We start from the raw sequence: 25,495 nt of genomic DNA, 5'->3' as shown, positions 1-25,495 counted from the left end.
AAGTAGAAATAGTCCTTAAGGACTATTTCTTTCGCCAATTATTGGAAATAAGAGTTAATTTTTTCGTTGATTGAATTTTTGTCGATTTGGTTAGTTAAAGAAAATTCCTGCGCCAGCAGTTCGCGGCACTGGTCTAACATCTTCTTCTCACCAAAACTTAGGCTTTTCTTTTCCTTTAAAAGGAATAACTGACGAAGAACTTCAGCAATTTCTACTACAGAACCAGTCTTAATCTTTGCAGAGTATTCTCTGTATCTACGGTTCCAAGTCGAGTTATCGACCTTAATATTGTGATCTTCAAGCAATGTGTACACCTGAACAACATCCGGCTCACCTACAAGGCCACGAATACCCGTTTCACTATCAGTAGGGACCATAACAGTCATACCGTTAGCTAGAATTTTAATGATGTAGAACGTCTTCGTCTGAGCGCCCATTTCACGTTCTTCAATGTCACAAATCTGACCGACACCGTGCCCGGGGCAGACTGCATAATCGCCAATTGAAAACATTTAGACCTCCGATTTAATACTTACTAGTCATGGTAACGCATTGAAGCTTTCGCCACAATGAGTCGTGTAATCTTTACATATCCTACTTAATTTAAAGAGATTTTCAGGGTAAGAGTTCGCCGAAATTTCCGGTCAACACCGTCTTCGCCTCATTAATCTCCAGCCAGAAAAAATCAAAGACTAGTCCGTTGTCTTCGCCATTAGAATGCACAACGTGTGCCCATGAATCAGGAAGGTTTTGGGGTGAAATTTCATAATAATGTCGTAAATTGACCTCTGGTCGATCTTTACGGAGGTATTTAGTCTCGCCGATTTTTTGGAGTTCTGACAGCTCCAAATGCAGTCCTGATTCTTCTATTATCTCCCTAATTAAGGCAGAAGGGAAGTCCTCCAAAGGCTCTACAGTTCCGCCTACTACTTGGATTCCGGCCGAAGGGATATCTCTATGAGAGAAAACTAAGATTTCTTGTTTGTTATTACGGAAGATATAGACGACGACTTTGGTTTTTTCTTTCATAAGGAAGAGAGTTTAACAGAAAATCCCCTACTAAACTCATTTTAAATTGTTAAAGAGTGTCTAAAAAATAAACAGGCACATGTAAATACTTCAATGCCATAACTGCCGACATTTCTCTATGATAAATTCTATTTAATTCACACTCAAGGAGCACATATGAAACTATTAAACGTTGTTATGATTTTATCTATCCTATCATTATCAGCACCGGCCATGGCGATTGATCTTGGTGATGAACTTATTTTAACTTCAAAGATTGAAACGACAAAGAAAGGTAAACACCTTGTTGATAATAATAGTGCTGATCTTCGTAGAGATGTAGGAGACTTCCTATGTACAGTTCACCTTATGGATCGTGCTTTTGTTGAAGCTGCTACTTATGAAGCTGGTACATCTATTAAATTTTTAACAACTACTAAGAGCACTAGCCTAATCGGCGCACCCTTTATTGGGAAATTCTACACTCGAAAATTATTTGTTTTAAAAGCACTAGATGCTTCAAATGAGAGAAAAATTCAATTCACATGTTTTTCTAATGGTGGATTCGATAGAGATCAAGAAGTAGCTAAAGACATTTCGTTAGATGAAGTGATCAATATTTATAGTGACATTATTGTTAAAAAATAAAAAAAGGCCCTCGAAAGAGGGCCTTCTTATTTTAACTTTTTTATTTCAAAAAAATTAGTATCTAGCTTTAACTTCGTTTTTGTCGAAGAAGTAGTTGATCTCGCGATCAGCTGCAGCTTGAGAATCAGATCCGTGAACAGCGTTAGCTTCAATCGATTTAGCGTATAGCTTTCTGATTGTGTTTTCTTCTGCGTTCGCTGGGTTTGTAGCTCCCATGATCTTTCTGTTTTTTTCTACTGCGTTTTCACCTTCAAGAACCATAAGAACTACTGGTCCTTCAGTCATGAAACCAACAAGTGAACCAAAGAATGGTCTATCTTTGTGTTCGATATAAAATCCTTCTGCTTTTTCTTTTGATAAGTGAGTAAGTTTAAGTGCAGCGATACGAAGACCTTCTTTCTCGAAACGTCCAATGATGTTTCCGATGTTGTTGTCTGCTACTGCGTTTGGCTTAATGATTGAAAAAGTTCTTTCCATTTTTATTTCCCCTTAGAATGATGGTTCCAGCAGATTTATTATTATAAGTCTGCTGGAGCCGTACTATATTATTTGTTTCTAATCGTAACGTTTTTTGCTTTCATCGCTTCTTCAAGCTTAGAGGCCAGGTCAGCTGGCGATCTTGCCACTGTGATACCACATTCTTCTAAAACTTTAAACTTCGCTGCAGCAGTATCGTCTTCTCCAGAGATTAGAGCACCTGCGTGACCCATTCTCTTTCCTTTTGGAGCTGCGGCCCCTGCGATAAATCCAACAACTGGCTTCTTCATGTTCTTTTGGATCCATCTAGCAGCATCAGTTTCAGCTGATCCCCCGATTTCTCCGATCATGATAACACCGTCAGTGTCTGGATCGTTGTTGAACATTTCAAGAACGTCGATGAAGTTTGTTCCATTAACTGGGTCACCACCGATACCAACACAAGTTGATTGACCGATTCCACGAGCTGTAAGTTGTCCTACGGCTTCGTAAGTAAGTGTTCCAGAGCGAGAGATGATCCCGATTCTTCCTGGAAGGTGAATGTGACCTGGCATAATTCCGATTTTACATTGTCCTGGAGTGATTACTCCTGGGCAGTTCGGACCAACAAGTCTTACTTCTGGGTTTCTTGATAGGGCATCTTTTACTTTAACCATATCTAAAATAGGAATCCCTTCAGTGATTGTGATGATGATTGGCATTTTTGCTTCGATACATTCTAAGATTGCATCAGCAGCGAACGGAGGTGGAACGAAAACCATCGCAGCGTTAGCTTGAGTTTTCTTAACAGCTTCGTTAACAGTGTTAAATACCGGCCATCCTTCGTGAACAGTTCCGCCTTTACCAGGAGTAACCCCACCAACTACGTTTGTACCGTACTCTTGAGATTGCTTCGTGTGGAAAGTTCCTTGTTTACCAGTAATACCGATAGTAATTAAACGTGTATTTTTATCGATCATGATTGCCATTGATTACGCTCCCTTTGCAGCAGCAACTACTTTTACAGCAGCGTCGCCTAAATCTTTCGCAGCAGTGATTGCTAATCCAGATTCATTTAAGATTTTTCTTCCAAGCTCTACGTTTGTTCCTTCAAGACGAACCACTAGTGGAACGTTTAGAGAAACAGCTTTTGCAGCAGCAACTACACCTTCTGCGATGATGTCACATTTCATGATCCCACCGAAGATGTTAACAAGAATTGCTTTTACGTTTTCATCAGAAAGAATAATTCTGAATGCTTGCTCTACAGCTTCTTTCGTTGCTCCACCGCCTACATCTAGGAAGTTCGCAGCGTTTCCACCGTTAAGTTGAACGATATCCAGAGTTGCCATAGCAAGACCAGCACCGTTTACAAGACACCCGATGTTTCCATCAAGTTCAATGTATGAAAGACCGTATTTTGAAGCTTCAACTTCTTTAGCTGATTCTTCAGTTAGGTCTCTGTAAGCAGCAACATCAGGGTGTCTGAACATTGCGTTTTCATCAAAGTTTAATTTCGCATCTAGTGCGATCATTTGGTTGTCTGCAGTTAAAACCAGTGGGTTAATTTCTGCGATTGAACAGTCAGTTTCAACATAAAGTTTGTATAAACCTTTGTAGAAAGCGTCTGCTTCTTTTGCTTGAGCAGCATCTAATCCAAGAGCGTTTGAAAGAATTCTTCCAATGTATGGTTGGTATCCAGCACCTGGCTCTACAGCAACTTTTACGATTGCATCTGGATTGTTGTGAACAACTTCTTCAATCTCCACTCCACCTTCTTTAGAGGCCATGAATGTAACTTTAGAAGTGTTTCTGTCTAGTACGATCCCTAAGTAAAATTCCTTAGCGATGTTACACCCTTCTTCAATTAGAAGTGTGTTTACTTTTTTTCCTTCAGGACCAGTCTGGTGAGTTACCAGAGTTGAATGAAGAATATCAGTTGCATATTTTTTTACTTCGTCTAGAGACTTAGCAAGTTTAACACCGCCAGCTTTTCCTCTACCACCTGCATGGATCTGAGCTTTAACAACCCAAATTTTTCCACCAAGTTTTTCCGCACCTTTTACTGCTTCTTCAACAGTTTTTGCGACTTCACCTTTTAATACTTTAATACCAAATTTGCGCATCAAATCTTTTGCTTGATACTCATGGACGTTCATAGATTCTCCTCATTAAGAGTTTTGTGTGTTTGGACTTTTTAACAGTGAACGTCGATGATGATAATCGCCGCGTCTAAGTCCTTAAAGGAACAACGCTTCCAATATCGGTCATTTTGAGAAAAAAAATGCCAAAATCAAAAGTTTTTTTTACTCTTAAGAGGAATTCCTTCGTTTTCCCCTCTAAACCCGGACTTAACGATATGCAAAGTAAACAATATTTCTCCCTTGAACCTGCGCGCTTTAAGCTTGATGGCGGGGCCATGTTTGGGATTATTCCTAAACCTTTATGGAATAAAGTTCATCCGGCCGATGAACAAAATAGAATTGAGTTAGCTCTTCGATTAATTTTAATTAAAGACGGTTCGAAGAATATTTTAATCGATACAGGCATTGGTGATTACCATGGTGAAAAATGGGATTCGCGTTTTGGTGTTGTTGGAAAACAATCACCACTTGAATTATCACTTGCTGAAATTGGAATGAAGCCGGAAGACGTTACAGATTTAATTATCTCTCACCTTCACTTCGATCACGTTGGTGGAATTGGGAAAATGGTTGATGGGAAGATTGAACCTGTTTTAAAAAATGCGACAATTCATCTTCATAAAAAACATTTTGAATACTCTCAGCATCCGACGGTGAGAGATGAAGGGTCATTTCAGATTGAATATTTTATGCCGGTGATTAAATGGTATGAAGACAATAATAAAGTTCATTTTATTGATGGGATGGAAGGAGATGTTCTTCCAGGGATTAAGTTTAAATGTTCGATGGGGCACACGCCTTATCTGCTTCATGCTTATGATGAGAAGATGATTTATATGGCCGATTTGATTCCGACTTCTAATCATGTGCATATACCTTGGGTTATGGGGTATGACATTTCTCCAGGGGTGACGACTGTTGATAAGAAGAATTTTTTAGAGTTCATTAATTCAAAACATCTGACGATGATTTTTGAACACGACCCACTTTTTTTTGGGTCGACAGTTAAGAAAAATGAGAAGGGAGATTTTGTTTGTGATGAAAAATTAAGTTACGAGGCAAAACCAGCATACGCTATTTTTTAGGGTCTAAAAGCAACGGCTGCATGACCTTTGTATCTGGAAAAGATTTTAAACTCATTGATCCATAAACATCGACTAAACATTTCGCAAAGGCCTTTGACAATGGTTTTTGTGCATCTTCAATATCAATAAAAGATAGCACGCCCTTCTTATCCGTTCCTACAACAATACAAACATTATAAACTTCATTATTGCGAACATGTTCCACATAACATGGCTGAACGTTATTGCTTTTTTCAAGTATCATTTCATATAATTTTTTTTGAGTAGAATTACGATCTCTTGGAACTTTATATTCATAACTTCCCAAATACTCCTGTGCCCTTTTCGAGCAATAGTCTTTTTGATATGTCATAGTATTATCTTTAGTCACCACTGTAGAACATGCAGACAAAATCATTAAAGACAAAACAAGAGAACATTTTTTCATTTAATTACCCTACACTATTTTTATTATCTTCTTGATCGTCGTGAATCCTTTCAAGTGCTTTAAAGTAAAGATTCATAGATACATTTTCGTTTGAAAGCATGCGATGTAATGTTTGTCTATTTGTACCAATCGCCTCTGCGAACTCTTCTTGATTTTTATATTTATGGCTATTGGCCACATAGGCCGAAATTAAATCAGTCGTTGAAGCAAAGTCTCCTTCAGCGAATAACTTCATAAGCTCACTATATATGAAATTAGGATTGCTGAATTTCTCTTTAATCCCTATACGTTTTGTTTCAATTCTTGAAGGAGCTTTTTTTTCTTTTACTAAATTTGCTACTGCCATAAAAATTCCTGTTAAGGTATTTTGATACTTGTCTTAACGACTTTGTATTTTTTTAAAATCTCTCTCGATTTTCTAATCGCTTTATCCTGCTCTAATCCTTTGCCACTACCTAATAGAAGCAATGTTCTTTGCCCTTTACTATTTTCAATCACAGCAAAATAAAGTCGCAGTCCATTTTTCCATTTCTTTTCATAAAGGCCATCTTGCAAATCTTTAGTACTACTGACGACGCCAAGATTTTTAATTTTTTCTTTTGCCGCCTCAATAAGTATTAATTGGCTTCCATCAATATCATCAGACCAATCAACAAACTCTGCATCTTCTTCAACCTCTTTTGGAACTCCAGCATTAAAAATGTCATCGCTTGCCATATCATCTCCACTGTACCATATCTATAACTATTGCAACATATATGTTACATAAAACAAGAGAAAATCAAATAAATTCAATCAATTAAGAATTCTTTGTAACTTGTTGAATTATCGTTAAACGGTCTTATTGCTCATTCATAATTACAAAGCAAAATCCATGTACACGATATTTAAAAAGTAAAAATGGGTGCCCATCAAATTTCTTTAATCGACTGCTCATTTTTTATATTAGGTTTATTTTAGGTCTGCATATTCGGTGCCTGCAGATGGCCATATTCAAGGTTAATAGAACAACCTTGAATATGGAACTTCTTATTCAAGGTTATCAAAAAGGTCTATTTTGAAGTTTTCTTGTTTTCGAATCTTAGCGCCTGACTAAAAATCCCAGCGCTACCGACTTTCTTATAATCCATAATCTCAAAAATATCATAAAGACATTTTGAAACCGATGCTGGAAGTGGATTGTTATTATCTTCAATATCAAGATAAGAAACACTCCCTTCTTCATTGAGCTCAACCACCATACAAACATTGTAGCTGTAATCAATGTCCTTATGCTGTTCGACTTCTTTCAAGTAACAAGCATGAGCTGCATCCAGCTTCGTCTTCACAAAGCTTCTATAGCGCTGATGACTTTTAATTTTTTCAGTTACAGAACGTTTACCGGTCTGAATATTTTGATCAAGGTAGATTAGCGATTTCGGAGTGCAATTCACTTTTTGATCAAAGGGCGGAAGAACTTTTGGGGTTGTTGGAAGAAGACTAGAACAAGAAGACAATGACATTAAAATAAGAACGCTTAAAATCTTTTTCACTCAAAACTCCTTCCAATGATTAATTAGAAATTTTCTGAATCTCAGCTTGAAGCTTTGTAATATGACTATCAACCTGACTCTTAATAAACTTATAACGTTGTTCAAATTTATTCTTTAAAAAAGTCTTCTCAGACGAAGTAATCTTCTTCATTTTTTCTGTTTCAGTAATCATATCTGAGCCAAGCTCCCCGATCTGTTTACCTAATTGAACTTGAGTTCCATAAGAAGCGAGTCTATTTCTCGTATCATCTTCGTCACTCTCCGTTTTCTTTTGTAAATCAACGGCAGCTAAAACCAACGACTGAATAATCGGAGAAATTTCTTTAATATACTGAGACTCGTACTTTGAAATATCTTTCGGTTTCTTCAAGCTTTCAAGCGCCAGAAGATAGTCTTCAACCGTCTTATTTAAGATCGATAGAAAAGTTTGCATACGCTCTAACTTATCCGTTAACGGCTTAAGTTTCTCGTTCACGATCGTATCTTTATACTCGTTAATCTTCTTTTCAAACTCTCTTGGAGTCCCTGAATAAATTAAAGCTGACGTTGTATAAGTATAGTCAGTGTTTAATTTTTTAAAGAAAGCGTACTTGTTTAAAAATTTAAATTTTCTGTTTAAGAAGTGAAGCTTGCGGCCAGTGAAGTCCACATTGTATTCACCTGGAACAAATTGAGTGCCCTTCGTTAACTGCATTTTTGCAAACTCACCAAGGTGATTTTTAATCGCTCCTCTAACCATGATCTCAACGTCTTCAGTTCCCAGCGTTCTTTTTGGAAGCGATTGCAGTTTTATGATTGAGAGAATCTCGCCTTCTTTGTTAGTTGAAGCGTAAAGAGTCTTGCCATCAAGAGATAAGGCCATGGCCACAGAAATTGACGGAGTCTTTTGCGCGGCAATTTCTTGCAGCTTTTCTACGTAAACCGGCATCACACCTTTTACACGCAATTGAATCGCTGAAGACTTCTCGTTCATAAAGAACCAGCACATCACGATCACAAAAAAAGTCGCAAGTACGATCAGTAGAACTTTCGGAGAATTTAATGAACTTTGTGGTTTATTAAACGTCCTTCCTTTTGGATTTAAAATCGCATCCAGTGGAATCGGTGGTGGTTCATCGTTTACGGGGCCACTTCCGGTAGAATGCGGCAACACTGGCGGAGCTGGCGGTGGAAGGTCATCATCTTCATCTGGCAACGGCGGAAGCCCAACAGGAGCAGCTGCAGCGGCCTTTGTTTTATTGATTAAAAAGGCCAGGTCACGGGTTTTGCCAAGCGCTTCCCATTTTTCGGCGCCTTCGCGCCACACCAACGACTGAGCGTTGATTTCGCCCACAGCGAAAAACTCTTCCATTTCCTCTAAAGAAAACGGACCGAGATGGTGAGTACCTTTAAATATAAACCAGTCTTTATTCATTTGATCTTTTAATGATATACTCACATCGCCATTTTGGTAAACCGCAAATTAAGGAACACCCGTGAAAAAAGATTTAATTCTTGAAAACGCCAGCACTAGAGACAGCGAACGCGTGATCACTAACAGAACCAAACCTTCTGAAGCTGACATTCTTTTTTTCAAATCCTCTTCTGACATAGGGACAATTAGGAATTTCGGAAGACGTGGCGGAGGCTTTGCCCCGGAAGCTATTTTGAATATTGTGAAGAAGCTGGCCCTGCATAATGAACAGACTTGGTCCGATATTGAGGTGGCAAATCCTCGTCTGGAAGAGGAAGATTTTTCTTATGCGCAAAGCGAATATGCGACGACGCTGGCAACGGCCTTTGGAAGCTATCCAAAAGCGCGAAAATTTATTTACCTTGGTGGTGGCCACGATCACGTTTACCCACTCCTGAAAGCACTGAATACAAAATATAAAAAAATCAAAGTCATCAATATCGACGCTCACCTCGACACGAGAATTGATGAGTTTCACAACTCTGGAACTCCATTCAGACAATTTGCCAACGAATTTGAAGGTAAGTTCGAACTGATCCAACTTGGGATCCACGACTTTGCTAATTCAAAAACGACGATGAATGAATTAGGGAGAGCAAAAGAAGTGGTCGCGACTTATGACGACTTAAAACACCTGACTCAAAATTTTGTGAACAATAGAAAACTCTTCGAGCGCATGATGCCTTACGATCACGAAGCTCTTTATCTCTTCAGTCTCGATGCTGACGCTCTTGATGCTGGAATTATGGAAGGAGTGAGCGCCGTTAATCACCGCGGTCTTCCCTACCACTTTGTCGAAGAACTTCTGACTTATGCTCAGGATGTTTTACGAGTGAAGCATTATGGTTTTTACGAATACAATCCGGTTTACGACAATCTTTCTCAAAAAGGAGCACGCACACTAGCTTCTTTGATTTATAAAATTATGGATCATGAGAATTAAGTGCCAACTGGTAATTCGATAACAAAACATGTGTTGGGGTGTTTTGCATCCAGGTATAATCTCCCATTGTGATCTTCAATGATCCCAACCGAGATACTTAGGCCTAAACCTGTTCCTTTGCCCGTTTCTTTTGTGGTAAAAAATGGCTCGAGAACTTTTTTAGCGACTTCTTCAGGAATCCCATTTCCACAATCAATGATACGAATAACGATTTTTCCACTGGCCGTCTTATCTTCCTCGACTTGAAGCCTGACCCACTTTTCTTTGACTTCATTTTCGGTCACTGCATCGAAGGCATTATTCAGTAAATTCAAAAAGACTTGAGAGATCTGAGACTCTCTACAAAGGATTTTAGCTGTAACCGTATTCGTTGTCTGTAATGCTATTTCTCCATGCTTGAAGCGCTCAAAACACATCTCTAAAGTTTCAGAAAGTATCTTATCAAGATCGACACTGGCCATAGGATCGCTGTTACCATTGCGGGCAAAGCTTCTCAAACCTGAAACTATTTTTGCAACTCTCATAACTCCATTAATGGCCTTTTCTACGGGAACTGCAATTTCAGAGTATTTTTCCAAGTCAGTATTAACTGTTTTTTGAATTTTATCTAAATACCCTCTGGTGATCATCAATGGGTTATTGATTTCATGGGCCACTCCGGCGGCCATCTCTCCCAAAGAAGACATCTTACTGATGTTGATCATCTTCGACTGCTGGGCATTGATAATGCTCGCACTATGCTGCTGTTCTTCACCCATTTTATTAAAAGTTTTTGTCAGACTCGCAATTTCAAAAATATGATTTTGATTTACAGGCAATCGAATATCTCCAGAAGAATTCATCTTGCCGATCGCTTGTTCCAGATCTGATAACGGTTTAATTAACAAGGTTCTTAGGTATAAATATTCAAAAAGGAAAAATAAGAGAAAAACAACCAGTAGGACTGCAATCATAATCATAGCAGTAACTCGGGCCTCTTTTTTTAAATCATCATAGTGATAAAGAACATGGAGCACTCCAAGTTTTTCAAGTTTATCTTCATTTTGTTTTGACAGGGAAATGAGTAGATAATTGCTAAGAGCTTTCTCATCTGGAATGATCTTAACTCCATCTGTTTCATAAGAATGACTTTTTAAAAATTGCTCCTTCTTCTTTAGAAGCTCTGCTGAATGCGTATGCCCTTTTGAAGTGACATCAAACACCATCTTCATGCTCTCATCAATCAAACTGACTTGAGTCACACCATCATTATACGATAAGGCATTTAAGATTTGTTTTGTGTAAGGATAGTCACCAAACCAGAGAGCTTCACTTAAAGAGCCCTTAAAACTTAATATATGCTTCACGATCGTTTGCTCTCGCTCACTTTTATTTTTATTCAAAGTGTAGTTAAAAGCAAAAAAGTAGGCCGGAAGTGAGATCACAACCAAGAATATGAATGCATCCCGCACAAGCTTGCTGGTAAGTCTCATTTTAAATTCGCCAAGGTAAGTTTTTCAATCTCTTCTGCTGATATCTGAGATTGGGGATTCAACATGATTCTTAATTGATAAGTTTGATCTTTCTTAGTGCTAATTAATAACTTCTCTTTCAGTGTTGGATCTTCTTTTAACTTTTTTTCTATAACAAATGAGTTCATAACGATGATATCGATACGTTCCTCGAGAAGATCTTTTAAATTCTCCTCATTACTCTGGCCAAGACTGATACCTTTTTTTCTCAACAATTCAGGGTCTGTTTTCATATTGGCAAAATTGTAATGATAACCAAAAATCCCTCTGATTTTTTTGCGATTAAAAGAATCAAAGTACTTTTGATCACGAGACTTCTTTTTAAGGGCGACGAACATCTCACCACCATTGACAATAACTCCGGTCTTAAGATGAGGAGTGTCCGGGCCATCCCAACTCCAGCTCTCATCTTCAAAGAAGATCAAATCCATTTTTTTATCTTTCAAATCACGGTATCTTCGATTCGCACTTGTGCTGACAAAAACAAATTGAAATTTTTCCTGTGAACTATTTAACTTTTTTAGCAGGTCGTTTACCATTCCGGCCTGACCATCTTGTTCAACAAATGGAGGGAAATTATAACCCCCGACTCTAATGCTTATTTTGTCTGCTGCTGAAACAAAACTAATGCAAAAAAAGAGAACGAAAGAAGATAAAAATTTTAAATAGTGTAAACGCATATGATCATTATGCGCCAAGGAAAATTTTAAGCAAAATTCTTCAAATTGAGATTCTTCTGCCTAGTAGACGAAGCCTACTCAAGGACAATATCCAATGAAGATAAAAGACCAAGTGCTTCAGGCATACTGAATTTGGCCTTTTTAATGTTAGTATACCGAACATCAATAAAGTATTCCGTCGAACCACGAAGATCAGCTTCACTTAAATTCGTTTTATTAAAAGACGACCCTCGAAGCACACAACCCCTGAGACTCGCCTTCACCAACTGACAATCACCAAACTCTACTTCCATCATTTTACAATCAGTGAAGCTGAAGCCTTTTAAATTCATCGATTGAAAAACACCGTAGTCCATTATGCAGTCAGAATAAGTACAGCTCGCTAAAGTTGTCGTCTCTGTCCAGTTAAGGCCTATGAGTTTTGATTTCTTAAAACTCACACCTCGAAAGACTCCGCTCTTTAAGCTGACGTTACTCAAATTGCATTCAGAAAAAGTGCAGTCTAAAAATTTGAGTTTACTAAAATTAAACTCGCTGAAGTCGATGCCAATAAATTGGCATCCCACAAACTCAGCACTGCTGCTTGAGTCGTGGGAGAAATCTTCAGCGTTGAAGATATTATTTTCGAAATACTGACTCATTAAAAGAAGTACCTTGCTCCAACACCGGCCTGGAAGTCACCATCAGTTCTCTTAATAATTTTAAGCGCAGGGACAAGCTCTCCAAACACTGTGATCGGTGCTTCTGGAATCTTCCATTCAACCCCTAATGGGATACGAACACCAAGGGCCAGATCGTCGTTATGTTTGTGATCTTCAATTTTTAAGAAGGCCCCAATACCTACGTAAGGCATGACTGGAACATCTGACGGGAAAAGTCCTGGAAGACGGAATTTATAGTCACCCATAAACATCACTTCATCATCCCAGTTGTAAGCAAAATAAAAGTCAGCAAATTGTCTTTCATTGATTTTGTGTTGAAACGTAATCCCTGATGGATCACCAAGCACAATACCTAATCCATTTGCGCCACCAGCGGCCCAAAGATTTGTAGAGAGCACTAAAGATAAAAGACAAATTAATTTTTTCATTGTGGATTCCAATGTTGGTTGAGTTTCTAAAACAGTATTGATTGTAATTGTAAAAGAAGAGTCCTAAAACAAAAAAGCCCAGTGCATATTTCAGCAATGGGCTTTTTGAGAGACATTCACAGGAGAGCTAAAAAAATCCTTTTAATAGTTTCTCCACACACACACTAATACTAATTGCACAGCTCGTGCCAAGTTTAAAAGGTGCCATTAGTGAGCCTAATAGTGTGAATAAGCCTATTAAGTACTTGATATATGGAAACTAAACTTACATTGTATAAGTCACTAATTTGACGATAAAGTGGTTTAGTAAGTCATTAAAATGACGGATTACTCTTACTGTTTCTTACATTTGAATTGGTAATGACTGTCAGAAAAGGAAAGGCCAACTCCAAGCTCGATTGGCCCTAAATTCTTAAGGCCAATCAATCTTGAAATGTTGTTGTTTTAGATCTTAACTTGTCCGCGTTTTTGAAGTTCTTCAATTAATGAAACAAAGTATTCGGCCGGATACGCCCCTCTTACTGGCACCCCATTGATAAGGAACCCTGGAGTTCCCGACATTCCGAATTTACCTGCTTCTGCGACGTCAGCTGCGATTCTATTTTTTACCGCATCTGAGTTGAGATCTTTTTTAAGTTTAACCATATCGGCACCAGCTTTCTTGGCTGCAGAATCCAAGAACGCCGTACCTTCTTTTAACTTACTTTGATTTTTAAAAATTTCGTCATGAAAAGCAAAGGCCTTGTCGCTATTTTGAATTCTGATAGCTTCAAAATATTGAGCAGAGATCATCGCCTTTTCATGAAAGCTTAATGGAAGGTGCTTATAGACGAATCTAATTTTCCCTTCGTATTTCTTCATTAGCTTTTCTACTGTCTCATTACCGCGTGAACAGAATGGACATTCGAAATCCGAGTATTCTACCAGTGTAAGAACCGCATCTTTAGGACCACGGATCGCCTCATCAGAACGAATTTCGGCGATCAGCGGTTTGCTGAAAGATTCTTCCAGCTGTTTCTTTTCTTCATCTTCTTTTACTTTTGCCATCGATTCTTGAGCGTTTTTAGCAGCATTTTGGAGCGCCGTAATGAATTCGGCCGGGTGTTGCTCGATTGCTTTAGTCAGGATCGTTGGATCCTCTTGTAAGGCCTTCGAGATTTGCGCCTTGATGTCCTTGTCTGACGAACAGCCCATTAAAAATACAGAACTGAGTACAGCAAGTGATAGTGTGATTTGTTTCATTAGGTCCTCCTGATGGTATTCTCATCGTAGCAGAGGCCTAAATATATGAGTCAGCTTTTGGTAAATTGATTGTCAATTCGAGTTGACATTGGGACGTCTACGACATGGTTCCTAATCGGTAACCAAGACCGCGGATCGTTTCGATAATATCATCGGCCGTTTTTTGTCTGATTTGTAAAACGTGTGTATCGACAGTCCTGGTCGTTGGAAAATTCTCATACCCCCAAACTTTATCTAAAAGATTCTCACGCGAGAATGTTTGACGTGGATTTTCTGCAAGCAGTCTTACTAATTCATATTCCATTTTCGTAAATGTAACTTTACGTCCATCATAGAGAACTTCTTTTTCCATATCATTAATCATTAACTTTCCCACCATAACTTTTTCAGAGCGGGCGATCACTGCAACTTTCTCTCTCAATTGAACGCGTACACGCGCAATTAATTCGCGGGACTCAAACGGTTTTGTCATATAGTCATTAGCGCCCGTTTCCAGTCCTAAAACTTTATCAATGAGATCTGTTCTCGCCGTCAGCATAATAACCGGCATAGAGAATTCTTTTGAGCGAATTTCGCGCAAGAAATCTATCCCCTGTCCATCAGGTAGCATCCAGTCTAAAACGATGACATCCAGGTCTTTGGACAATAGTGTACGAGCAAGTTCGAGAGTTGGCGCCAGTTGCGCTTTCATCCCTTCACTCTCCAAAATTTTTTTCAACGATTTTCCTAAATTTTCATCATCTTCAACAATTAAAACCTGCTTCATTATTTATTCCTTAAAAAAAGAGAGAAGGTTGTAGGAGTTTGCTGGTAGGAAAGTTTTCCATCCATCTCCTGCATAATTTTTTGCACGATACTCATGCCGAGCCCTAGCCCTCTGGAGTTTTTCCCTGTGCGATCAGACGACAAGATCTCTTCCAGATTTTTATAAGGGCATACACCTGCATCAGTCACCGTTAATGTCAGCTCATCATTAACAAGCGTCCATTTCACCATCACCGGACTCTTTCCGTGATGAAAGGCATTTTCTAAAAGATTCTTTACACAAATTCCGTACCAATAGACATCCATTCTAAATGGCCCGTCAGTTGGTGAAGCTGTAAACCCTACACCCTTTTCAGTGTAGTCATGAATCATATCAATAATGAGTTCATTCACCGATGGAACTTCCTGAAGAGTAATGGCCAGCAAAGACTTGCCATCATTCGTTTGAAGATAACTCGTACTCTTCTCGGCTAATCTCTTAAGCCTATAGACCTCGCCTTCCATCTTTAAAAATTCTTCTAAAATACTCGCTGGGATTAAGTCAGACTGTTTGTTGATCTGCTCAACTTGTAACATTAAATTCGCAATCGGAGTTCGGAGCTCATGAGTTAAAACTCGCAGCGCATGCTTTTTCCTTTCTTCTTCAAAACCTTGCTGCTTAATCTTTCTATAAAGAATCACGGCAATTAGAAGGAGAACGACAAGCGAGCCACCGAAAACAACAATAGATGACTGCATGAAGATCTGAACTAAAGTCCTGTCGTCCTTTTCCCAACAGAAATGATCTTCTCTATAAAAACACTGCGCCCCTTCTTCATAAGGACGAAGGTAGAAGATTTTTTCTTTTAAATACTGTTCAAACTCAAGCTTGGTAAAAATCTTATAAGTGACATTGAATTTTTTACGATTTCTCACCAAAAGATAATCATTGGTCAAAATATAATTGCTGCCTTTTACCAGGGCCTCAAGTTCATTTTTATTAAGTTGAGAGAGGATTTTAAAATTCCCTTCAAGACTTTTAGGTGGAAGTTCTTCCAGTTCATACATGTGAAAAAGATTTAAATTATTTCTCACCCATTCATGAGTAAAAAACGGCTCTCTCCCCGATAAAAAGGCCAGGAACGCATAACTCACACCAGTTTCATGAACCAGTGGCGCGTTTTCAAAAAAGCCCGGAGGAAGCCTGGTGATACGGTTACAACGAAAGTCTTCCCATGTTTCACTTTTATCAAAATAAAGCTTACTCATTCTCTCGAATGTATTGTTACAGGATTTCGAAAAATATGTTTTCACAGTCTTTGCTTCGCGGGCAAAAACGTTTTGCGGCTGCAATAGCTGAGAAAAAAGTCTCGAAGGATACATCGAGCTTAAATCGATTTCTAAAATAGGATGACCCTGTTTATAGAACTCTTTTTTATACTTCTGAATCTCTTCTATTTCCGAAATACTCGCCGATGATTTGTTAGAAAGGTTAATAGCATAATAGGCCGTCGAAAAAGACAGCAGGATGGCGGTAAAAATAAGCAGGACGTACATTCGCATTGGTGATTATTTTAACACTAAGTAAAACGGATTGTGTTAGGTGAATGTCAACTTTTTGGGATTTAATACCTGAGCGAATTAATTCTTAGGCTTAACATATTTGGCCAGCATCTCGACAGACCTGTTTACGGCCTCATCAAGATCAGCGGTATTATAAAGGTTGCCCACATGAGCAAAAATCTTCTTAGACTCTTTCGTGACAATATCGATTTCTACCCAGTAACTTGAATTCATTTTATTAATCGACAGACGGCCAACAAGGAAATCCTGGCCGTCGAGTTTAATAAAATATTCTGCGGGAAATTCTGTAATGTTCACTTATCCGTTACCTTTGGTCTCTGTTGAATTTTTATCGATGCGTTCTAAATACTCTATGATCATTCCCGCAACATCTTTACCAGTCGCTGTTTCAATCCCATTTAATCCCGGGCTTGAATTCACTTCCATAATAAGAGGTCCGCGCTCTGAGCGAAGCATATCCACACCAGCAAGGTTTAATCCCAACGCTTTAGTTGCGTCCAGTGCTGCTTGTCTTTCTTCTTTAGTAATCTCGACAACCTTAGCTGTTCCACCTCGGTGAAGATTACTTCTAAACTCTCCGGCCTTCGCCGTTCTCATCATTGTCGCAACAACTTCGTCACCAACAACAAAACATCTAATATCTGATCCACGTGCTTCTTTAATAAATTCCTGAACAAGAATGTTTGCATCCATTTCTCTGAAAGCATCGATAACCGATTCTGCTGCTGAGTTTGTTTCAGCGAGAACCACGCCTTTACCTTGAGTTCCTTCTAAAAGTTTTACTACTAGAGGAGCTCCACCAACTAACTTAATTAGTTCTTGCGTCATCTTAGTAGAGTGAGCAAAACCTGTCACAGGAAGACCCAGTCCTTTTCTCGATAATATCTGAAGTGATCTCAGTTTATCGCGGGCACGTGCAATGGCCACACTTTCATTTAATGAAAAAACACCCATCATTTCAAACTGACGGATAACGGCCGTTCCATAAAATGTAATTGACGCGCCAATTCTTGGAATGATCGCATCAAAATCCTCAAGAGCTCTGTCCTGATAGTGCACCATCGGTTTAGTCGATGTAATATCCATATAACACTTTAATGTGTCGATAACTTCAATTTCATGGCCTCTTGCTTTGCCGGCCTCAACAAGACGTCTCGTTGAATACAGACTTGAGTTCCTAGAAAGAATGGCAATTTTCATTGAAGTTTTTCCTTTTTAGTTTTTAACATATGGTGTTTTGACGGGTTGATAAGAAACCTTCCATTTAAGGCCTCTCTCCCAATAAGCATTTTGAAACCCATCAAATCGCGGTTGATCAAAGTCACTTCAATTTCAAAACGGTGGTGTCCCATTTTGATTTCTGTTTTCACAACAGGCCTTACGGTTCTGTCGCCATTGGAACTTCTAATTGAGCGCTCTTCTATTAGCGGCGATTTAATATAATGATGTTTGCCATCTTCAGTAATAAAAAGGAAACGGACATACTGCTCACCTTTGACAGTGATGAATTCAATCTTATCTGCATGCAGTGCTGAAGTTTTTGCACCTGTATCGATTTTCGCTCGCAATTCTTTTAACTTAAATTTGGGTAGGCTAACAGTTTCACGCCACCCCACAAATTCTAAATCGGTCTTTTGTTCTTTCATTAAATCCTCAAATAAATCTTACCTAATACTGCCACGGCCAATCATCAAAAAATAGTGTCTTTTCATCTTTTAAACAAGGCTAAAATTAACCTATTTTAAAAAGACAATATTCTGCTTAACCATTCGTTTCCGCTAAGTTAGAATTAACATCGTTAACGTCACATTTAGACAATCACTATTTTCCAAGGGGCACTTTCCTATGAGTTCTAAACCTTCGAGCTCGTTTCTCAACTCTGTCGTAAAAAAACAGATCATGGGTATTACGGGACTATTACTATGCGGCTTCGTTCTTTCACACTTTCTCGGAAACTGTACGCTTTTTATTGGATCAGACGCATTCAATAAATATGCACACACACTTGCGAGCAATCCACTCATTTATTTAGCTGAAGCAGGTCTATTGGCCGTCTTCCTTGCTCACATTGGATTTGCCATCAAACTTATCCTTGAAAACAGAGCTGCTCGTCCAATACCTTATGCTTACGCTAGAAAGCATTCAGGAAGAGGTGCTACGTTTGCTTCTTCAACTATGGTGTACTCAGGAATTTTAACTCTTATTTTTCTTGTCATTCACATCTTAGGATTAAAATTCGGGGCCTACTACGAAACAACTGTAAACGGTGTTGTAATGAGAGATCTTTACAAAACAACAATTGAATACTTCCAGGATCCATTACACGTTCTATTTTATGTTATCGCTGTCGTTTCTCTTGGTGTTCACGTTAGCCACGGTTTCTGGTCAGCGTTTCAATCATTGGGTCTTAACCACCCTAAATACATGCCAAAATTAAAATGTGCTGCATGGGCATTTGGAATTCTAGTTGGTGGCGGATTTTCTGCTCTAGCTGTTTTCTGCTATTTCCAAGGAGTAAGATAATATGTCTGCTACAAATCCAAACATTAAAAAACTAGATGGTAAAACTCCTACTGGTCCAATCGCTGAACGTTGGAGCGAACACAAGTTTCACATGAAGATCGTTAACCCTGCTAACAAGAGAAAGTACTCTGTTATCGTAGTGGGAACTGGTCTTGCTGGTGGATCTGCCGCTGCTTCACTTGCTGAACTTGGATACAACGTAAAAACTTTCTGCGTACAAGATTCACCAAGACGCGCTCACTCGATCGCTGCTCAAGGTGGTATCAACGCTGCAAAAAACTATACTAATGATGGTGACTCTGTTCACCGTTTATTTTATGACACTGTAAAAGGTGGTGACTATAGAGCTCGTGAATCAAACGTTCACCGTCTTGCTGAAGTTGCCAACAACATCATCGATCAATGTGTGGCCCAAGGGGTACCATTTGCTCGTGAATACGGTGGAACACTTTCAAACAGATCATTCGGTGGATCTCAAGTATCACGTACATTCTATGCTCGTGGACAAACAGGTCAGCAGCTTTTATTAGGTGCATACTCTGCCATGATGAAAGAAGTTCACAACGGAAAAATCACATCACTTACTCGTCGTGAGATGACTGAACTAGTTATCATCGATGGAAAAGCTCGCGGTGTAATCGTTAGAAACATGATCACTGGTGAATTCGAAAAACATATGGCAGACGCTGTTGTTCTTGCGACTGGTGGATACGGAAACGTGTTCTATCTTTCTACAAACGCAAAAGCATCAAACGCATCAGCAGCATTCCGCGCTTACAAAAAAGGTGCTTATTTCGGAAACCCATGTTTCACGCAAATTCACCCGACTTGTATTCCGGTTTCTGGGGATCACCAATCAAAACTTACTCTAATGTCTGAGTCACTAAGAAACGACGGACGTGTTTGGGTTCCAAAAGCGAAGGGAGACAAACGTCCACCTTCTCAAATTCCAGAGAACGAAAGAGATTACTACCTAGAGAGAATCTATCCATCATTCGGTAACCTTGTTCCACGTGACGTTGCTTCAAGAAACGCAAAGAACATGTGTGATGCTGGTTTTGGTGTAGGAGCTACTGGTCTTGCTGTTTATTTAGATTTCGCTTCAGCAATTGAGCGCGAAGGTGAAGATAAAATTAGAGCTAGATACGGAAACCTTTTTGAAATGTACGAGCAGATCACTGACTCGAACCCATACAAAAATCCAATGATGATCTACCCTGCTATCCACTACACAATGGGTGGTCTATGGGTTGATTACAACTTAATGAGTAACGTTGAAGGTCTATTCGTTATCGGTGAAGCAAACTTCTCTGATCACGGTGCTAACCGTCTTGGAGCTTCTGCTCTAATGCAAGGTTTAGCTGATGGATACTTCGTTCTTCCGTACACAATCGGAAATTATTTTGCTTCAAACAAATTCGAAAAACTTGAACTTACTCACCACGAATTTGAAAAAGCATTAGCTGAATCAAAAGCAAAATTCGACCGTCTACTTGCTGTAAACGGAACGAAGACTGTAGATCATTTCCATAAACAACTTGGTCACGTAATGTGGGACAACGTTGGTATGGCGAGAAATGAAGCTGGTCTAAAAAAGGCCATCGATCAAATCAGATCTATCAGAGAGCAATTCTGGAAAGACGTAAAAGTTACGGGAACAAATGTTGACGTAAACACTGAGCTTGAAAAAGCAGGTCGTGTAGCAGACTTCTTAGAACTGGGAGAACTAATGGCACTAGACGCTCTTGAGCGTACAGAATCATGTGGTGGTCACTTTAGAGAAGAGTCTCAAACTGAAGAAGGTGAAGCAAAACGTGACGATGAAAATTTCGCACACGTTGCTGCTTGGGAATACCAAGGCGAAGGTGTTAAACCAATTCGTAACATCGAAGAACTAAAGTTTGAATACGTTAAATTAACACAAAGATCTTACAAGTAAGGAGTTCACCATGGGTGGAAATAGTACAGATACAATGTCCCTAAAGTTAAAAATTTGGAGACAAAAGAACGCAAAAGATAAAGGTGGAATGGTTGATTACAACCTTGATGGAATTTCTCCTGATATGTCTTTCCTTGAAATGCTAGACATTTTAAATAACAAACTTGTTACTGAAAAAGGTGATCAGATCGCATTCGACCACGACTGCCGCGAAGGTATTTGTGGAATGTGTTCTCTAATGATCAATGGTCAAGCTCACGGCCCTCAAGCAAACACGACAACGTGTCAGCTGCACATGAGAAAATTCAAAAACGGTGATGAAATCGTAATTGAGCCATGGAGAGCAAAAGCATTCCCGGTTATTAAAGATTTAATGGTTGATAGAACAGCAATGGACCAAATCATGGCCGCTGGTGGATACGTTAACGTTAACACTGGAAACGCACCAGATGGAAACTCAATCCTAATCGGTCAAAACGAAGCAGAACTAGCGATGGACGCTGCTGCTTGTATCGGTTGTGGAGCATGTGTAGCGAGCTGTAAAAACGCTTCTGCAATGCTTTTCGTTTCGGCGAAAGTTTCTCAACTTGCACTTCTTCCACAAGGACAAATTGAAGCAGAGACTCGCGCTCTTGCTATGGTTGAAAAAATGGATGAGCTTGGATTCGGGAACTGTACGAACGAAGCTGAGTGTGAAGCTCAATGTCCGAAAGGGATTAAACTTGATAACATCGCACGTATGAATCGTGGAGTTGTTAGAGGGTTATTCGCTGCTAGAAAGTAGAACAAATGATAGGGCCTCTTCGGAGGCCCTTTTTTTTACTGATCGTTAACTTTCTCAATATTTTTTGAACCTGAATCAATAAGCCCTTGTAAAATATCCGAGCACTCTACCCTTGGTAACATCTTCTCTCCCAACAAGACATTATCATCCTGACACTTTTTAAGTCTCTTGTAGACCAACTGACAATACTCAATCGTTTTGAATTTATAAGTTCCAATTGAAGTCTCTAAAACACCTTTTTGTTCAGTACAAAAATCGCCCTCGGCAAAAACGCTTGGAGATAAACAAAACATTGCGAACATCAGGATCTTTTTCATAAAACCTCTTAAGGAACTATAATAGAGTTCATCGCCTCACCATAACGTTTTAGAGTTATCAGTGACTTATTCCATTATTTTCCTCTCACTACTGCCAATATTTTGCCTCCTGAGTATTGATAATCGATAGCAGCTAAACGATTATAAGGAATGTTTTTATACTCCAACACCATTAAGGCCTTCATCGCCCGCGTCCGCGAAGACGTGCGTGAAATCATCAATGCCGAAATGAATTTAAAAATGGACCGCAGCCGCGTTCTTTATAAAGGTGTTTTATATCCACTAAACATTGTCGTCTTTGAGGACAACTCTCGTTTAGGGTATTTCGACTCGCGCACTTATGAATTAGGCCTTTCTAAAAAACTAATGTTCCAGGCAAAAGATAAAGTCCTAAAAAACATTATCCGCCACGAGCTTGCCCACTTCGTTGCTTACATCCTGCACGGGACACACGTCATGCACGGAGATGAATTCAAAAACATCTGCAGAAGTTACGGATGGGATACTGAAGTTGAGCGCGCTTACGGAAACGTCGTTTTAGAAAACGATAAAATCGAAGGCGACCTTAAAACTGAAAAACTATTAGAGCGCTTAAAAAAACTTCTCGCTCTTACCAGCAGTGATAACCCTCATGAGCGTGAACTTGCTACTCTAAAGGCCAATCAGCTTTTATTAGAGCATAACCTGGACATGACCAGACAAACTCACGTTGAAGATGAAACGGTGTACGTCAAACGTGTATTGGAAGCCTCTAGAAAACAAACGAAACACGTAGCGATCTATGAAATTCTAAAAACATTTTTCGTATCCCCTGTTTTTAACCATGGCCGTGGTATTTTTTATCTGGAAGTTATCGGTGACAAAACAAGTGTTGAACTTGCTGAGTACGTCGCGCACTTTTTAGATTTAGAATTAGAAAATATGTGGAAGGATGCCTCAAAAAAAAATCCGACCTTCAAAGGCCTTACTGCTAAAAATTCTTTTTTCAGAGGTGTCTCTAAAGGATATGTTGAAAAGATTGAAACGCAGAAGAAGAAAACAGCGCAGAGTTTTGAGCTCGCTATTATTGAAAAGAATCTAGCGGCGCAAATGAAGACGGTTTACTCGAGAATTGGCCACTCTTCCATGAGTGCTGGCACTCATCACCATGGTGCAAATGCGGCCGGAATTGAGTCTGGAAGAAATTTAAGTATTAAACCTGGGGTAAGCAATAAGTCTGGAAAAACCCTGCTTCTTTCATAGCCTGCCAACCCCTTCTCTTGAACAATCTCCATTTCTCTTTCGAGAAACCTTATATTTTCAAGACATTAACACCTGTACATGCTGACTACAGTAGGCCGTAATTCTTACACAACGTCCTGATTAAATTGAGTCCAATCCAGATTTCATTTATCGTGAGGTAACTAAAATTATTTCAAATGAGTATTTATGAAAAAGAACTTAATTCTAATCGCCCTATCTTCAATGTTGTTATCAACAGCAATTTTTGCAGATGATATCGATATGCCAGTAGTAAAAAAACCAGATGTACTACTAGAAGGCACTCAGCAAACTTTAACTGCTGAACAGATTGCATCTATTCTTCCTTGGGCAAAAAATTCAAAAAGCTTTCTTGCTGATTTAATTTCAAGTACACAAGGCCTGAATACGAATGATAAGATCGAGAGACTAACTGATGGGATTAAACAAACAGTTGGCGAAAGCGCTCCAAAAAAATCAGAACTATTCATGAGATATATCTTGAATCGTTCATTGGTTATTACAGAAACATTAGATGCTGAAACTGACCGCGACGCCGTTGGATCTAACGATACAAAACTACGTGTTCTTTTAACGTCAGCAAAACTTGCGATTAAGTATTACGATATTGATCTTAACAGCTTAACGAATAAAACGGTAATGCCATTTGAGATCTTCGGTATTGACTACTTTAATTTCTTAAATGATTTAAACAAATCAATCTTCGATGCTTCTGCTCAGTACAAAATTCAAAGAATTTCTCTTGAATGGCTACAGTGGGATTTATACAGATCTCTAAACAATACAACTTATGCTGCACAAATTGTTAAGCTAAACAATGCACTTAAAATTTTACCTTCAAAGAAGGTGTCTGATGCTCAAGCAATTGCCAACATTAAACAAATGAAGAAAACGATTGAACTATTAGATATACCTGAAATTAAAAACAAATCAGAAAGAATTGAACAAAACAGCAATGAATCTGAAGTAAACGACAATGAATCCGAAGAAGACGACAATGAGTACTCAAGATTCAATGATGGTAAACAATATTTTTACAGTACTTCAAAAGAGAAATGTTTTCCAGTAAGCCAGGACAATACTATTATGTACTCATCAAAAGTTAATTCTAACTTTTGTTTCCAGGCAGGACAGTATCACTACTCTACATCGAGAAAGGAATGCTTCAAGGTTTCAAAAGGTAATGATATTATGTATAGCGACCGAGTTGCCGATAAGTTCTGTGCGGCAAAAAACACTTTTCACTACAGCACTTCACGTGAAAAATGTTATCAGGTTTCAAAATATAATGACATTATGTACAGCTCACTCGTAAACGATAAGTACTGCGCCAAAGAAGACACATCTTACTACAGCACTTCACGTGAGAAATGTTATCAGGTTTCAAACGCTAATGACATTATGTACAGCTCCCGCTTAGATGACAAATATTGTGCTCTGGAAAATCAATACTACTATAGCTCAACTAGAGGAGCGTGTTTTAAGCAATCTAAAACCAATGACATTATGTATAGCTCTAAAGTTGATAATAGTTACTGCACAAATTAAATCTATAATCATCAAGGCGTGTTGAAATTTTAAACACGCCTCTGTAATCTTTGCACTCACTCCCCTACCTCCGCTAATCTAAGTTACTCTATAGAAAACACCCCCTCATGGAGTCTATAATGAAAAGTTTTTTAGCACTTGCCCTTCTAGCTATTTCTTTCTCATCACAAGCTGTCGTCGTTGCACGCCTTACGAATATTGAGTGCGTAAGTTTAGACGGTAGTAAGTCAATTCATATGACATTTGACTCTTCAAAAAGTATGTTTGGAACGCAAGTTTTCGAAATCAACGGTCAACCAGTTACCAGTGAAATAATGAAAGGAAATGAGTATAGAGTTAAAACGGCCAGTGAACTTCATGTTTTCTCTATGAAATCTGATAAAGACTTTACGACATCTCTAGAGTCTATCGATCTTGAAAATGAAGTGAAGATGGAATACGACGAAGAAACTGGTGATTATGTTAATGATCCATTTGTCATTAATGGTGTGAAAACTGAAGTGGACTGTCACACGGAAACAAAATTTAGATTAAGAAAATAATTAAAAATAAAAAGGGAGCCTAGGCTCCCTTTTTT

The 25,495-nt window shown here is 38.8% G+C and carries 30 protein-coding genes; 9 read left to right on the top strand and 21 right to left on the bottom strand.

Annotated elements, in window-relative coordinates; all coding sequences use genetic code 11:
* Window positions 1-38: 38 nt before the first annotated feature.
* Window positions 39-512: a CarD family transcriptional regulator gene (locus tag SHI21_RS17360; RefSeq protein ID WP_323578222.1), complete on the bottom strand. Its 474-nt coding sequence runs from the start codon at window positions 510-512 to the stop codon at window positions 39-41.
* 103 nt (window positions 513-615) lie between these two features.
* A complete protein-coding gene (locus SHI21_RS17355) occupies window positions 616-1,029 on the bottom strand; it encodes an NUDIX hydrolase (RefSeq protein ID WP_323578220.1) in 414 nt (137 codons plus the stop codon).
* 156 nt (window positions 1,030-1,185) lie between these two features.
* Here SHI21_RS17355 and SHI21_RS17350 point away from each other — a divergent pair, with 156 nt between their 5' ends.
* On the top strand, window positions 1,186-1,656 hold the full coding sequence (locus SHI21_RS17350; RefSeq protein ID WP_323578218.1) for a hypothetical protein: 471 nt from the start codon (window positions 1,186-1,188) through the stop codon (window positions 1,654-1,656).
* Between the two features lie 54 nt (window positions 1,657-1,710).
* On the opposite strand, the gene ndk is transcribed toward SHI21_RS17350, so the two are convergent.
* The 3 genes from ndk to sucC all read right to left on the bottom strand — a co-directional run bounded on the left by ndk (window position 1,711) and on the right by sucC (window position 4,271).
* Window positions 1,711-2,139: a nucleoside-diphosphate kinase gene (ndk, locus tag SHI21_RS17345; protein WP_410198831.1), complete on the bottom strand. Its 429-nt coding sequence runs from the start codon at window positions 2,137-2,139 to the stop codon at window positions 1,711-1,713.
* A gap of 62 nt (window positions 2,140-2,201) precedes the next feature.
* Window positions 2,202-3,101, bottom strand: coding sequence for a succinate--CoA ligase subunit alpha (gene sucD / locus SHI21_RS17340; protein WP_323578215.1), 900 nt, complete (start codon window positions 3,099-3,101; stop codon window positions 2,202-2,204).
* Between the two features lie 3 nt (window positions 3,102-3,104).
* A complete protein-coding gene (sucC, locus tag SHI21_RS17335) occupies window positions 3,105-4,271 on the bottom strand; it encodes an ADP-forming succinate--CoA ligase subunit beta (protein ID WP_323578214.1) in 1,167 nt (388 codons plus the stop codon).
* 200 nt (window positions 4,272-4,471) lie between these two features.
* Between sucC and SHI21_RS17330 the strand changes: the two genes are divergently transcribed.
* Complete coding sequence (locus tag SHI21_RS17330; protein WP_323578212.1) at window positions 4,472-5,341, top strand: MBL fold metallo-hydrolase; 870 nt, start codon at window positions 4,472-4,474, stop codon at window positions 5,339-5,341.
* Here the strand turns inward: SHI21_RS17330 and SHI21_RS17325 are convergent.
* The 5 genes from SHI21_RS17325 to SHI21_RS17305 all read right to left on the bottom strand — a co-directional run bounded on the left by SHI21_RS17325 (window position 5,331) and on the right by SHI21_RS17305 (window position 8,738).
* The gene (locus SHI21_RS17325) at window positions 5,331-5,768 is read right to left on the bottom strand and encodes a hypothetical protein (RefSeq protein ID WP_323578211.1); all 438 of its coding nucleotides are present in this window, start codon (window positions 5,766-5,768) and stop codon (window positions 5,331-5,333) included. The two genes, SHI21_RS17330 and SHI21_RS17325, sit on opposite strands and share 11 nt — an antisense overlap.
* Before the next feature lie 4 nt (window positions 5,769-5,772).
* Window positions 5,773-6,114, bottom strand: coding sequence for a hypothetical protein (locus SHI21_RS17320; protein WP_323578210.1), 342 nt, complete (start codon window positions 6,112-6,114; stop codon window positions 5,773-5,775).
* A gap of 11 nt (window positions 6,115-6,125) precedes the next feature.
* On the bottom strand, window positions 6,126-6,485 hold the full coding sequence (locus SHI21_RS17315; RefSeq protein WP_323578208.1) for a hypothetical protein: 360 nt from the start codon (window positions 6,483-6,485) through the stop codon (window positions 6,126-6,128).
* A gap of 335 nt (window positions 6,486-6,820) precedes the next feature.
* On the bottom strand, window positions 6,821-7,300 hold the full coding sequence (locus tag SHI21_RS17310; RefSeq protein WP_323578207.1) for a hypothetical protein: 480 nt from the start codon (window positions 7,298-7,300) through the stop codon (window positions 6,821-6,823).
* A gap of 19 nt (window positions 7,301-7,319) precedes the next feature.
* Window positions 7,320-8,738 (bottom strand): GYF domain-containing protein, encoded by a 1,419-nt coding sequence (locus SHI21_RS17305; RefSeq protein ID WP_323578206.1) that lies wholly within the window; start codon window positions 8,736-8,738, stop codon window positions 7,320-7,322.
* A 37-nt stretch (window positions 8,739-8,775) separates the two neighbouring features.
* Between SHI21_RS17305 and SHI21_RS17300 the strand changes: the two genes are divergently transcribed.
* Entirely contained in the window at window positions 8,776-9,696 is a 921-nt protein-coding gene (locus SHI21_RS17300) for an arginase family protein (protein ID WP_323578204.1), read from the top strand.
* Here the strand turns inward: SHI21_RS17300 and SHI21_RS17295 are convergent.
* From SHI21_RS17295 to SHI21_RS17250, 10 genes are all read right to left on the bottom strand, one after another.
* Window positions 9,693-11,168 (bottom strand): ATP-binding protein, encoded by a 1,476-nt coding sequence (locus SHI21_RS17295; RefSeq protein WP_323578202.1) that lies wholly within the window; start codon window positions 11,166-11,168, stop codon window positions 9,693-9,695. The genes SHI21_RS17300 and SHI21_RS17295 overlap by 4 nt on opposite strands.
* The gene (locus tag SHI21_RS17290) at window positions 11,165-11,887 is read right to left on the bottom strand and encodes a substrate-binding periplasmic protein (protein WP_323578201.1); all 723 of its coding nucleotides are present in this window, start codon (window positions 11,885-11,887) and stop codon (window positions 11,165-11,167) included. The genes SHI21_RS17295 and SHI21_RS17290 overlap by 4 nt, the downstream gene beginning before the upstream one ends.
* A gap of 74 nt (window positions 11,888-11,961) precedes the next feature.
* A complete protein-coding gene (locus SHI21_RS17285; RefSeq protein WP_323578200.1) occupies window positions 11,962-12,528 on the bottom strand; it encodes a pentapeptide repeat-containing protein in 567 nt (188 codons plus the stop codon).
* Complete coding sequence (locus SHI21_RS17280) at window positions 12,528-12,977, bottom strand: hypothetical protein (protein WP_323578198.1); 450 nt, start codon at window positions 12,975-12,977, stop codon at window positions 12,528-12,530. Before SHI21_RS17280 ends, SHI21_RS17285 begins: the two co-directional genes overlap by 1 nt.
* 444 nt (window positions 12,978-13,421) lie before the next feature.
* Window positions 13,422-14,219, bottom strand: a complete 798-nt coding sequence (locus tag SHI21_RS17275; protein ID WP_323578197.1) for a DsbA family protein — start codon at window positions 14,217-14,219, stop codon at window positions 13,422-13,424.
* Between the two features lie 97 nt (window positions 14,220-14,316).
* Window positions 14,317-14,985 carry a response regulator transcription factor gene (locus SHI21_RS17270; protein WP_323578195.1) on the bottom strand — a complete coding sequence of 223 codons (669 nt, stop codon included), beginning with the start codon at window positions 14,983-14,985 and terminating at the stop codon, window positions 14,317-14,319.
* Window positions 14,985-16,526 (bottom strand): ATP-binding protein, encoded by a 1,542-nt coding sequence (locus SHI21_RS17265; protein WP_323578193.1) that lies wholly within the window; start codon window positions 16,524-16,526, stop codon window positions 14,985-14,987. The genes SHI21_RS17270 and SHI21_RS17265 overlap by 1 nt, the downstream gene beginning before the upstream one ends.
* Before the next feature lie 78 nt (window positions 16,527-16,604).
* On the bottom strand, window positions 16,605-16,844 hold the full coding sequence (locus SHI21_RS17260) for a hypothetical protein (protein ID WP_323578192.1): 240 nt from the start codon (window positions 16,842-16,844) through the stop codon (window positions 16,605-16,607).
* On the bottom strand, window positions 16,845-17,747 hold the full coding sequence (gene rimK, locus SHI21_RS17255; protein ID WP_323578190.1) for a 30S ribosomal protein S6--L-glutamate ligase: 903 nt from the start codon (window positions 17,745-17,747) through the stop codon (window positions 16,845-16,847). It lies immediately after the preceding gene.
* The gene (locus tag SHI21_RS17250) at window positions 17,744-18,193 is read right to left on the bottom strand and encodes an ATP-dependent zinc protease family protein (protein ID WP_323578188.1); all 450 of its coding nucleotides are present in this window, start codon (window positions 18,191-18,193) and stop codon (window positions 17,744-17,746) included. Before SHI21_RS17250 ends, rimK begins: the two co-directional genes overlap by 4 nt.
* Before the next feature lie 199 nt (window positions 18,194-18,392).
* On the opposite strand from SHI21_RS17250, the gene SHI21_RS17245 reads away from it, so the two are divergent.
* Genes SHI21_RS17245 through SHI21_RS17235 form a run of 3 tightly spaced genes read left to right on the top strand, consistent with a single transcriptional unit; the run spans window position 18,393 to window position 21,793 of the window.
* A complete protein-coding gene (locus SHI21_RS17245; protein WP_323578187.1) occupies window positions 18,393-19,070 on the top strand; it encodes a succinate dehydrogenase cytochrome b subunit in 678 nt (225 codons plus the stop codon).
* A gap of 1 nt (window position 19,071) precedes the next feature.
* Entirely contained in the window at window positions 19,072-21,009 is a 1,938-nt protein-coding gene (locus SHI21_RS17240) for a fumarate reductase/succinate dehydrogenase flavoprotein subunit (protein ID WP_323578186.1), read from the top strand.
* Window positions 21,010-21,043: 34 nt separating this feature from the next.
* Entirely contained in the window at window positions 21,044-21,793 is a 750-nt protein-coding gene (locus tag SHI21_RS17235) for a succinate dehydrogenase/fumarate reductase iron-sulfur subunit (protein WP_410198830.1), read from the top strand.
* Between the two features lie 35 nt (window positions 21,794-21,828).
* Here SHI21_RS17235 and SHI21_RS17230 read toward each other — a convergent pair whose 3' ends face one another.
* Window positions 21,829-22,110 carry a hypothetical protein gene (locus SHI21_RS17230; RefSeq protein WP_323578183.1) on the bottom strand — a complete coding sequence of 94 codons (282 nt, stop codon included), beginning with the start codon at window positions 22,108-22,110 and terminating at the stop codon, window positions 21,829-21,831.
* A gap of 150 nt (window positions 22,111-22,260) precedes the next feature.
* Between SHI21_RS17230 and SHI21_RS17225 the strand changes: the two genes are divergently transcribed.
* The 3 genes from SHI21_RS17225 to SHI21_RS17215 all read left to right on the top strand — a co-directional run bounded on the left by SHI21_RS17225 (window position 22,261) and on the right by SHI21_RS17215 (window position 25,460).
* Complete coding sequence (locus SHI21_RS17225) at window positions 22,261-23,352, top strand: DUF2786 domain-containing protein (RefSeq protein ID WP_323578182.1); 1,092 nt, start codon at window positions 22,261-22,263, stop codon at window positions 23,350-23,352.
* A 186-nt stretch (window positions 23,353-23,538) separates the two neighbouring features.
* Window positions 23,539-24,918, top strand: a complete 1,380-nt coding sequence (locus SHI21_RS17220) for a hypothetical protein (protein WP_323578180.1) — start codon at window positions 23,539-23,541, stop codon at window positions 24,916-24,918.
* A 119-nt stretch (window positions 24,919-25,037) separates the two neighbouring features.
* The gene (locus tag SHI21_RS17215) at window positions 25,038-25,460 is read left to right on the top strand and encodes a hypothetical protein (RefSeq protein ID WP_323578178.1); all 423 of its coding nucleotides are present in this window, start codon (window positions 25,038-25,040) and stop codon (window positions 25,458-25,460) included.
* Window positions 25,461-25,495: the final 35 nt, after the last annotated feature.

This window comes from Bacteriovorax sp. PP10, from assembly GCF_035013165.1.
GTDB classification, from domain to species: domain Bacteria; phylum Bdellovibrionota; class Bacteriovoracia; order Bacteriovoracales; family Bacteriovoracaceae; genus Bacteriovorax; species Bacteriovorax antarcticus.
The sequence above is the reverse complement of the archived record's forward strand: the minus strand, read 5'-3'. Positions and strand labels throughout refer to the sequence as shown.

Bases quoted from the DNA above. Each gene is read 5' to 3' on its own strand.
- SHI21_RS17360 (WP_323578222.1), bottom strand. From the start codon at position 512: ATGTTTTCAATTGGCGATTATGCAGTCTGCCCCGGGCACGGTGTCGGT.
- SHI21_RS17355 (WP_323578220.1), bottom strand. From the start codon at position 1,029: ATGAAAGAAAAAACCAAAGTCGTCGTCTATATCTTCCGTAATAACAAA.
- SHI21_RS17350 (WP_323578218.1), top strand. From the start codon at position 1,186: ATGAAACTATTAAACGTTGTTATGATTTTATCTATCCTATCATTATCA.
- sucD (WP_323578215.1), bottom strand. From the start codon at position 3,101: ATGGCAATCATGATCGATAAAAATACACGTTTAATTACTATCGGTATT.
- sucC (WP_323578214.1), bottom strand. From the start codon at position 4,271: ATGAACGTCCATGAGTATCAAGCAAAAGATTTGATGCGCAAATTTGGT.
- SHI21_RS17330 (WP_323578212.1), top strand. From the start codon at position 4,472: ATGCAAAGTAAACAATATTTCTCCCTTGAACCTGCGCGCTTTAAGCTT.
- SHI21_RS17325 (WP_323578211.1), bottom strand. From the start codon at position 5,768: ATGAAAAAATGTTCTCTTGTTTTGTCTTTAATGATTTTGTCTGCATGT.
- SHI21_RS17320 (WP_323578210.1), bottom strand. From the start codon at position 6,114: ATGGCAGTAGCAAATTTAGTAAAAGAAAAAAAAGCTCCTTCAAGAATT.
- SHI21_RS17315 (WP_323578208.1), bottom strand. From the start codon at position 6,485: ATGGCAAGCGATGACATTTTTAATGCTGGAGTTCCAAAAGAGGTTGAA.
- SHI21_RS17295 (WP_323578202.1), bottom strand. From the start codon at position 11,168: ATGAGACTTACCAGCAAGCTTGTGCGGGATGCATTCATATTCTTGGTT.
- SHI21_RS17290 (WP_323578201.1), bottom strand. From the start codon at position 11,887: ATGCGTTTACACTATTTAAAATTTTTATCTTCTTTCGTTCTCTTTTTT.
- SHI21_RS17285 (WP_323578200.1), bottom strand. From the start codon at position 12,528: ATGAGTCAGTATTTCGAAAATAATATCTTCAACGCTGAAGATTTCTCC.
- SHI21_RS17280 (WP_323578198.1), bottom strand. From the start codon at position 12,977: ATGAAAAAATTAATTTGTCTTTTATCTTTAGTGCTCTCTACAAATCTT.
- SHI21_RS17275 (WP_323578197.1), bottom strand. From the start codon at position 14,219: ATGAAACAAATCACACTATCACTTGCTGTACTCAGTTCTGTATTTTTA.
- SHI21_RS17270 (WP_323578195.1), bottom strand. From the start codon at position 14,985: ATGAAGCAGGTTTTAATTGTTGAAGATGATGAAAATTTAGGAAAATCG.
- SHI21_RS17265 (WP_323578193.1), bottom strand. From the start codon at position 16,526: ATGCGAATGTACGTCCTGCTTATTTTTACCGCCATCCTGCTGTCTTTT.
- rimK (WP_323578190.1), bottom strand. From the start codon at position 17,747: ATGAAAATTGCCATTCTTTCTAGGAACTCAAGTCTGTATTCAACGAGA.
- SHI21_RS17250 (WP_323578188.1), bottom strand. From the start codon at position 18,193: ATGAAAGAACAAAAGACCGATTTAGAATTTGTGGGGTGGCGTGAAACT.
- SHI21_RS17245 (WP_323578187.1), top strand. From the start codon at position 18,393: ATGAGTTCTAAACCTTCGAGCTCGTTTCTCAACTCTGTCGTAAAAAAA.
- SHI21_RS17240 (WP_323578186.1), top strand. From the start codon at position 19,072: ATGTCTGCTACAAATCCAAACATTAAAAAACTAGATGGTAAAACTCCT.
- SHI21_RS17235 (WP_410198830.1), top strand. From the start codon at position 21,044: ATGTCCCTAAAGTTAAAAATTTGGAGACAAAAGAACGCAAAAGATAAA.
- SHI21_RS17230 (WP_323578183.1), bottom strand. From the start codon at position 22,110: ATGAAAAAGATCCTGATGTTCGCAATGTTTTGTTTATCTCCAAGCGTT.
- SHI21_RS17225 (WP_323578182.1), top strand. From the start codon at position 22,261: ATGTTTTTATACTCCAACACCATTAAGGCCTTCATCGCCCGCGTCCGC.
- SHI21_RS17220 (WP_323578180.1), top strand. From the start codon at position 23,539: ATGAAAAAGAACTTAATTCTAATCGCCCTATCTTCAATGTTGTTATCA.
- SHI21_RS17215 (WP_323578178.1), top strand. From the start codon at position 25,038: ATGAAAAGTTTTTTAGCACTTGCCCTTCTAGCTATTTCTTTCTCATCA.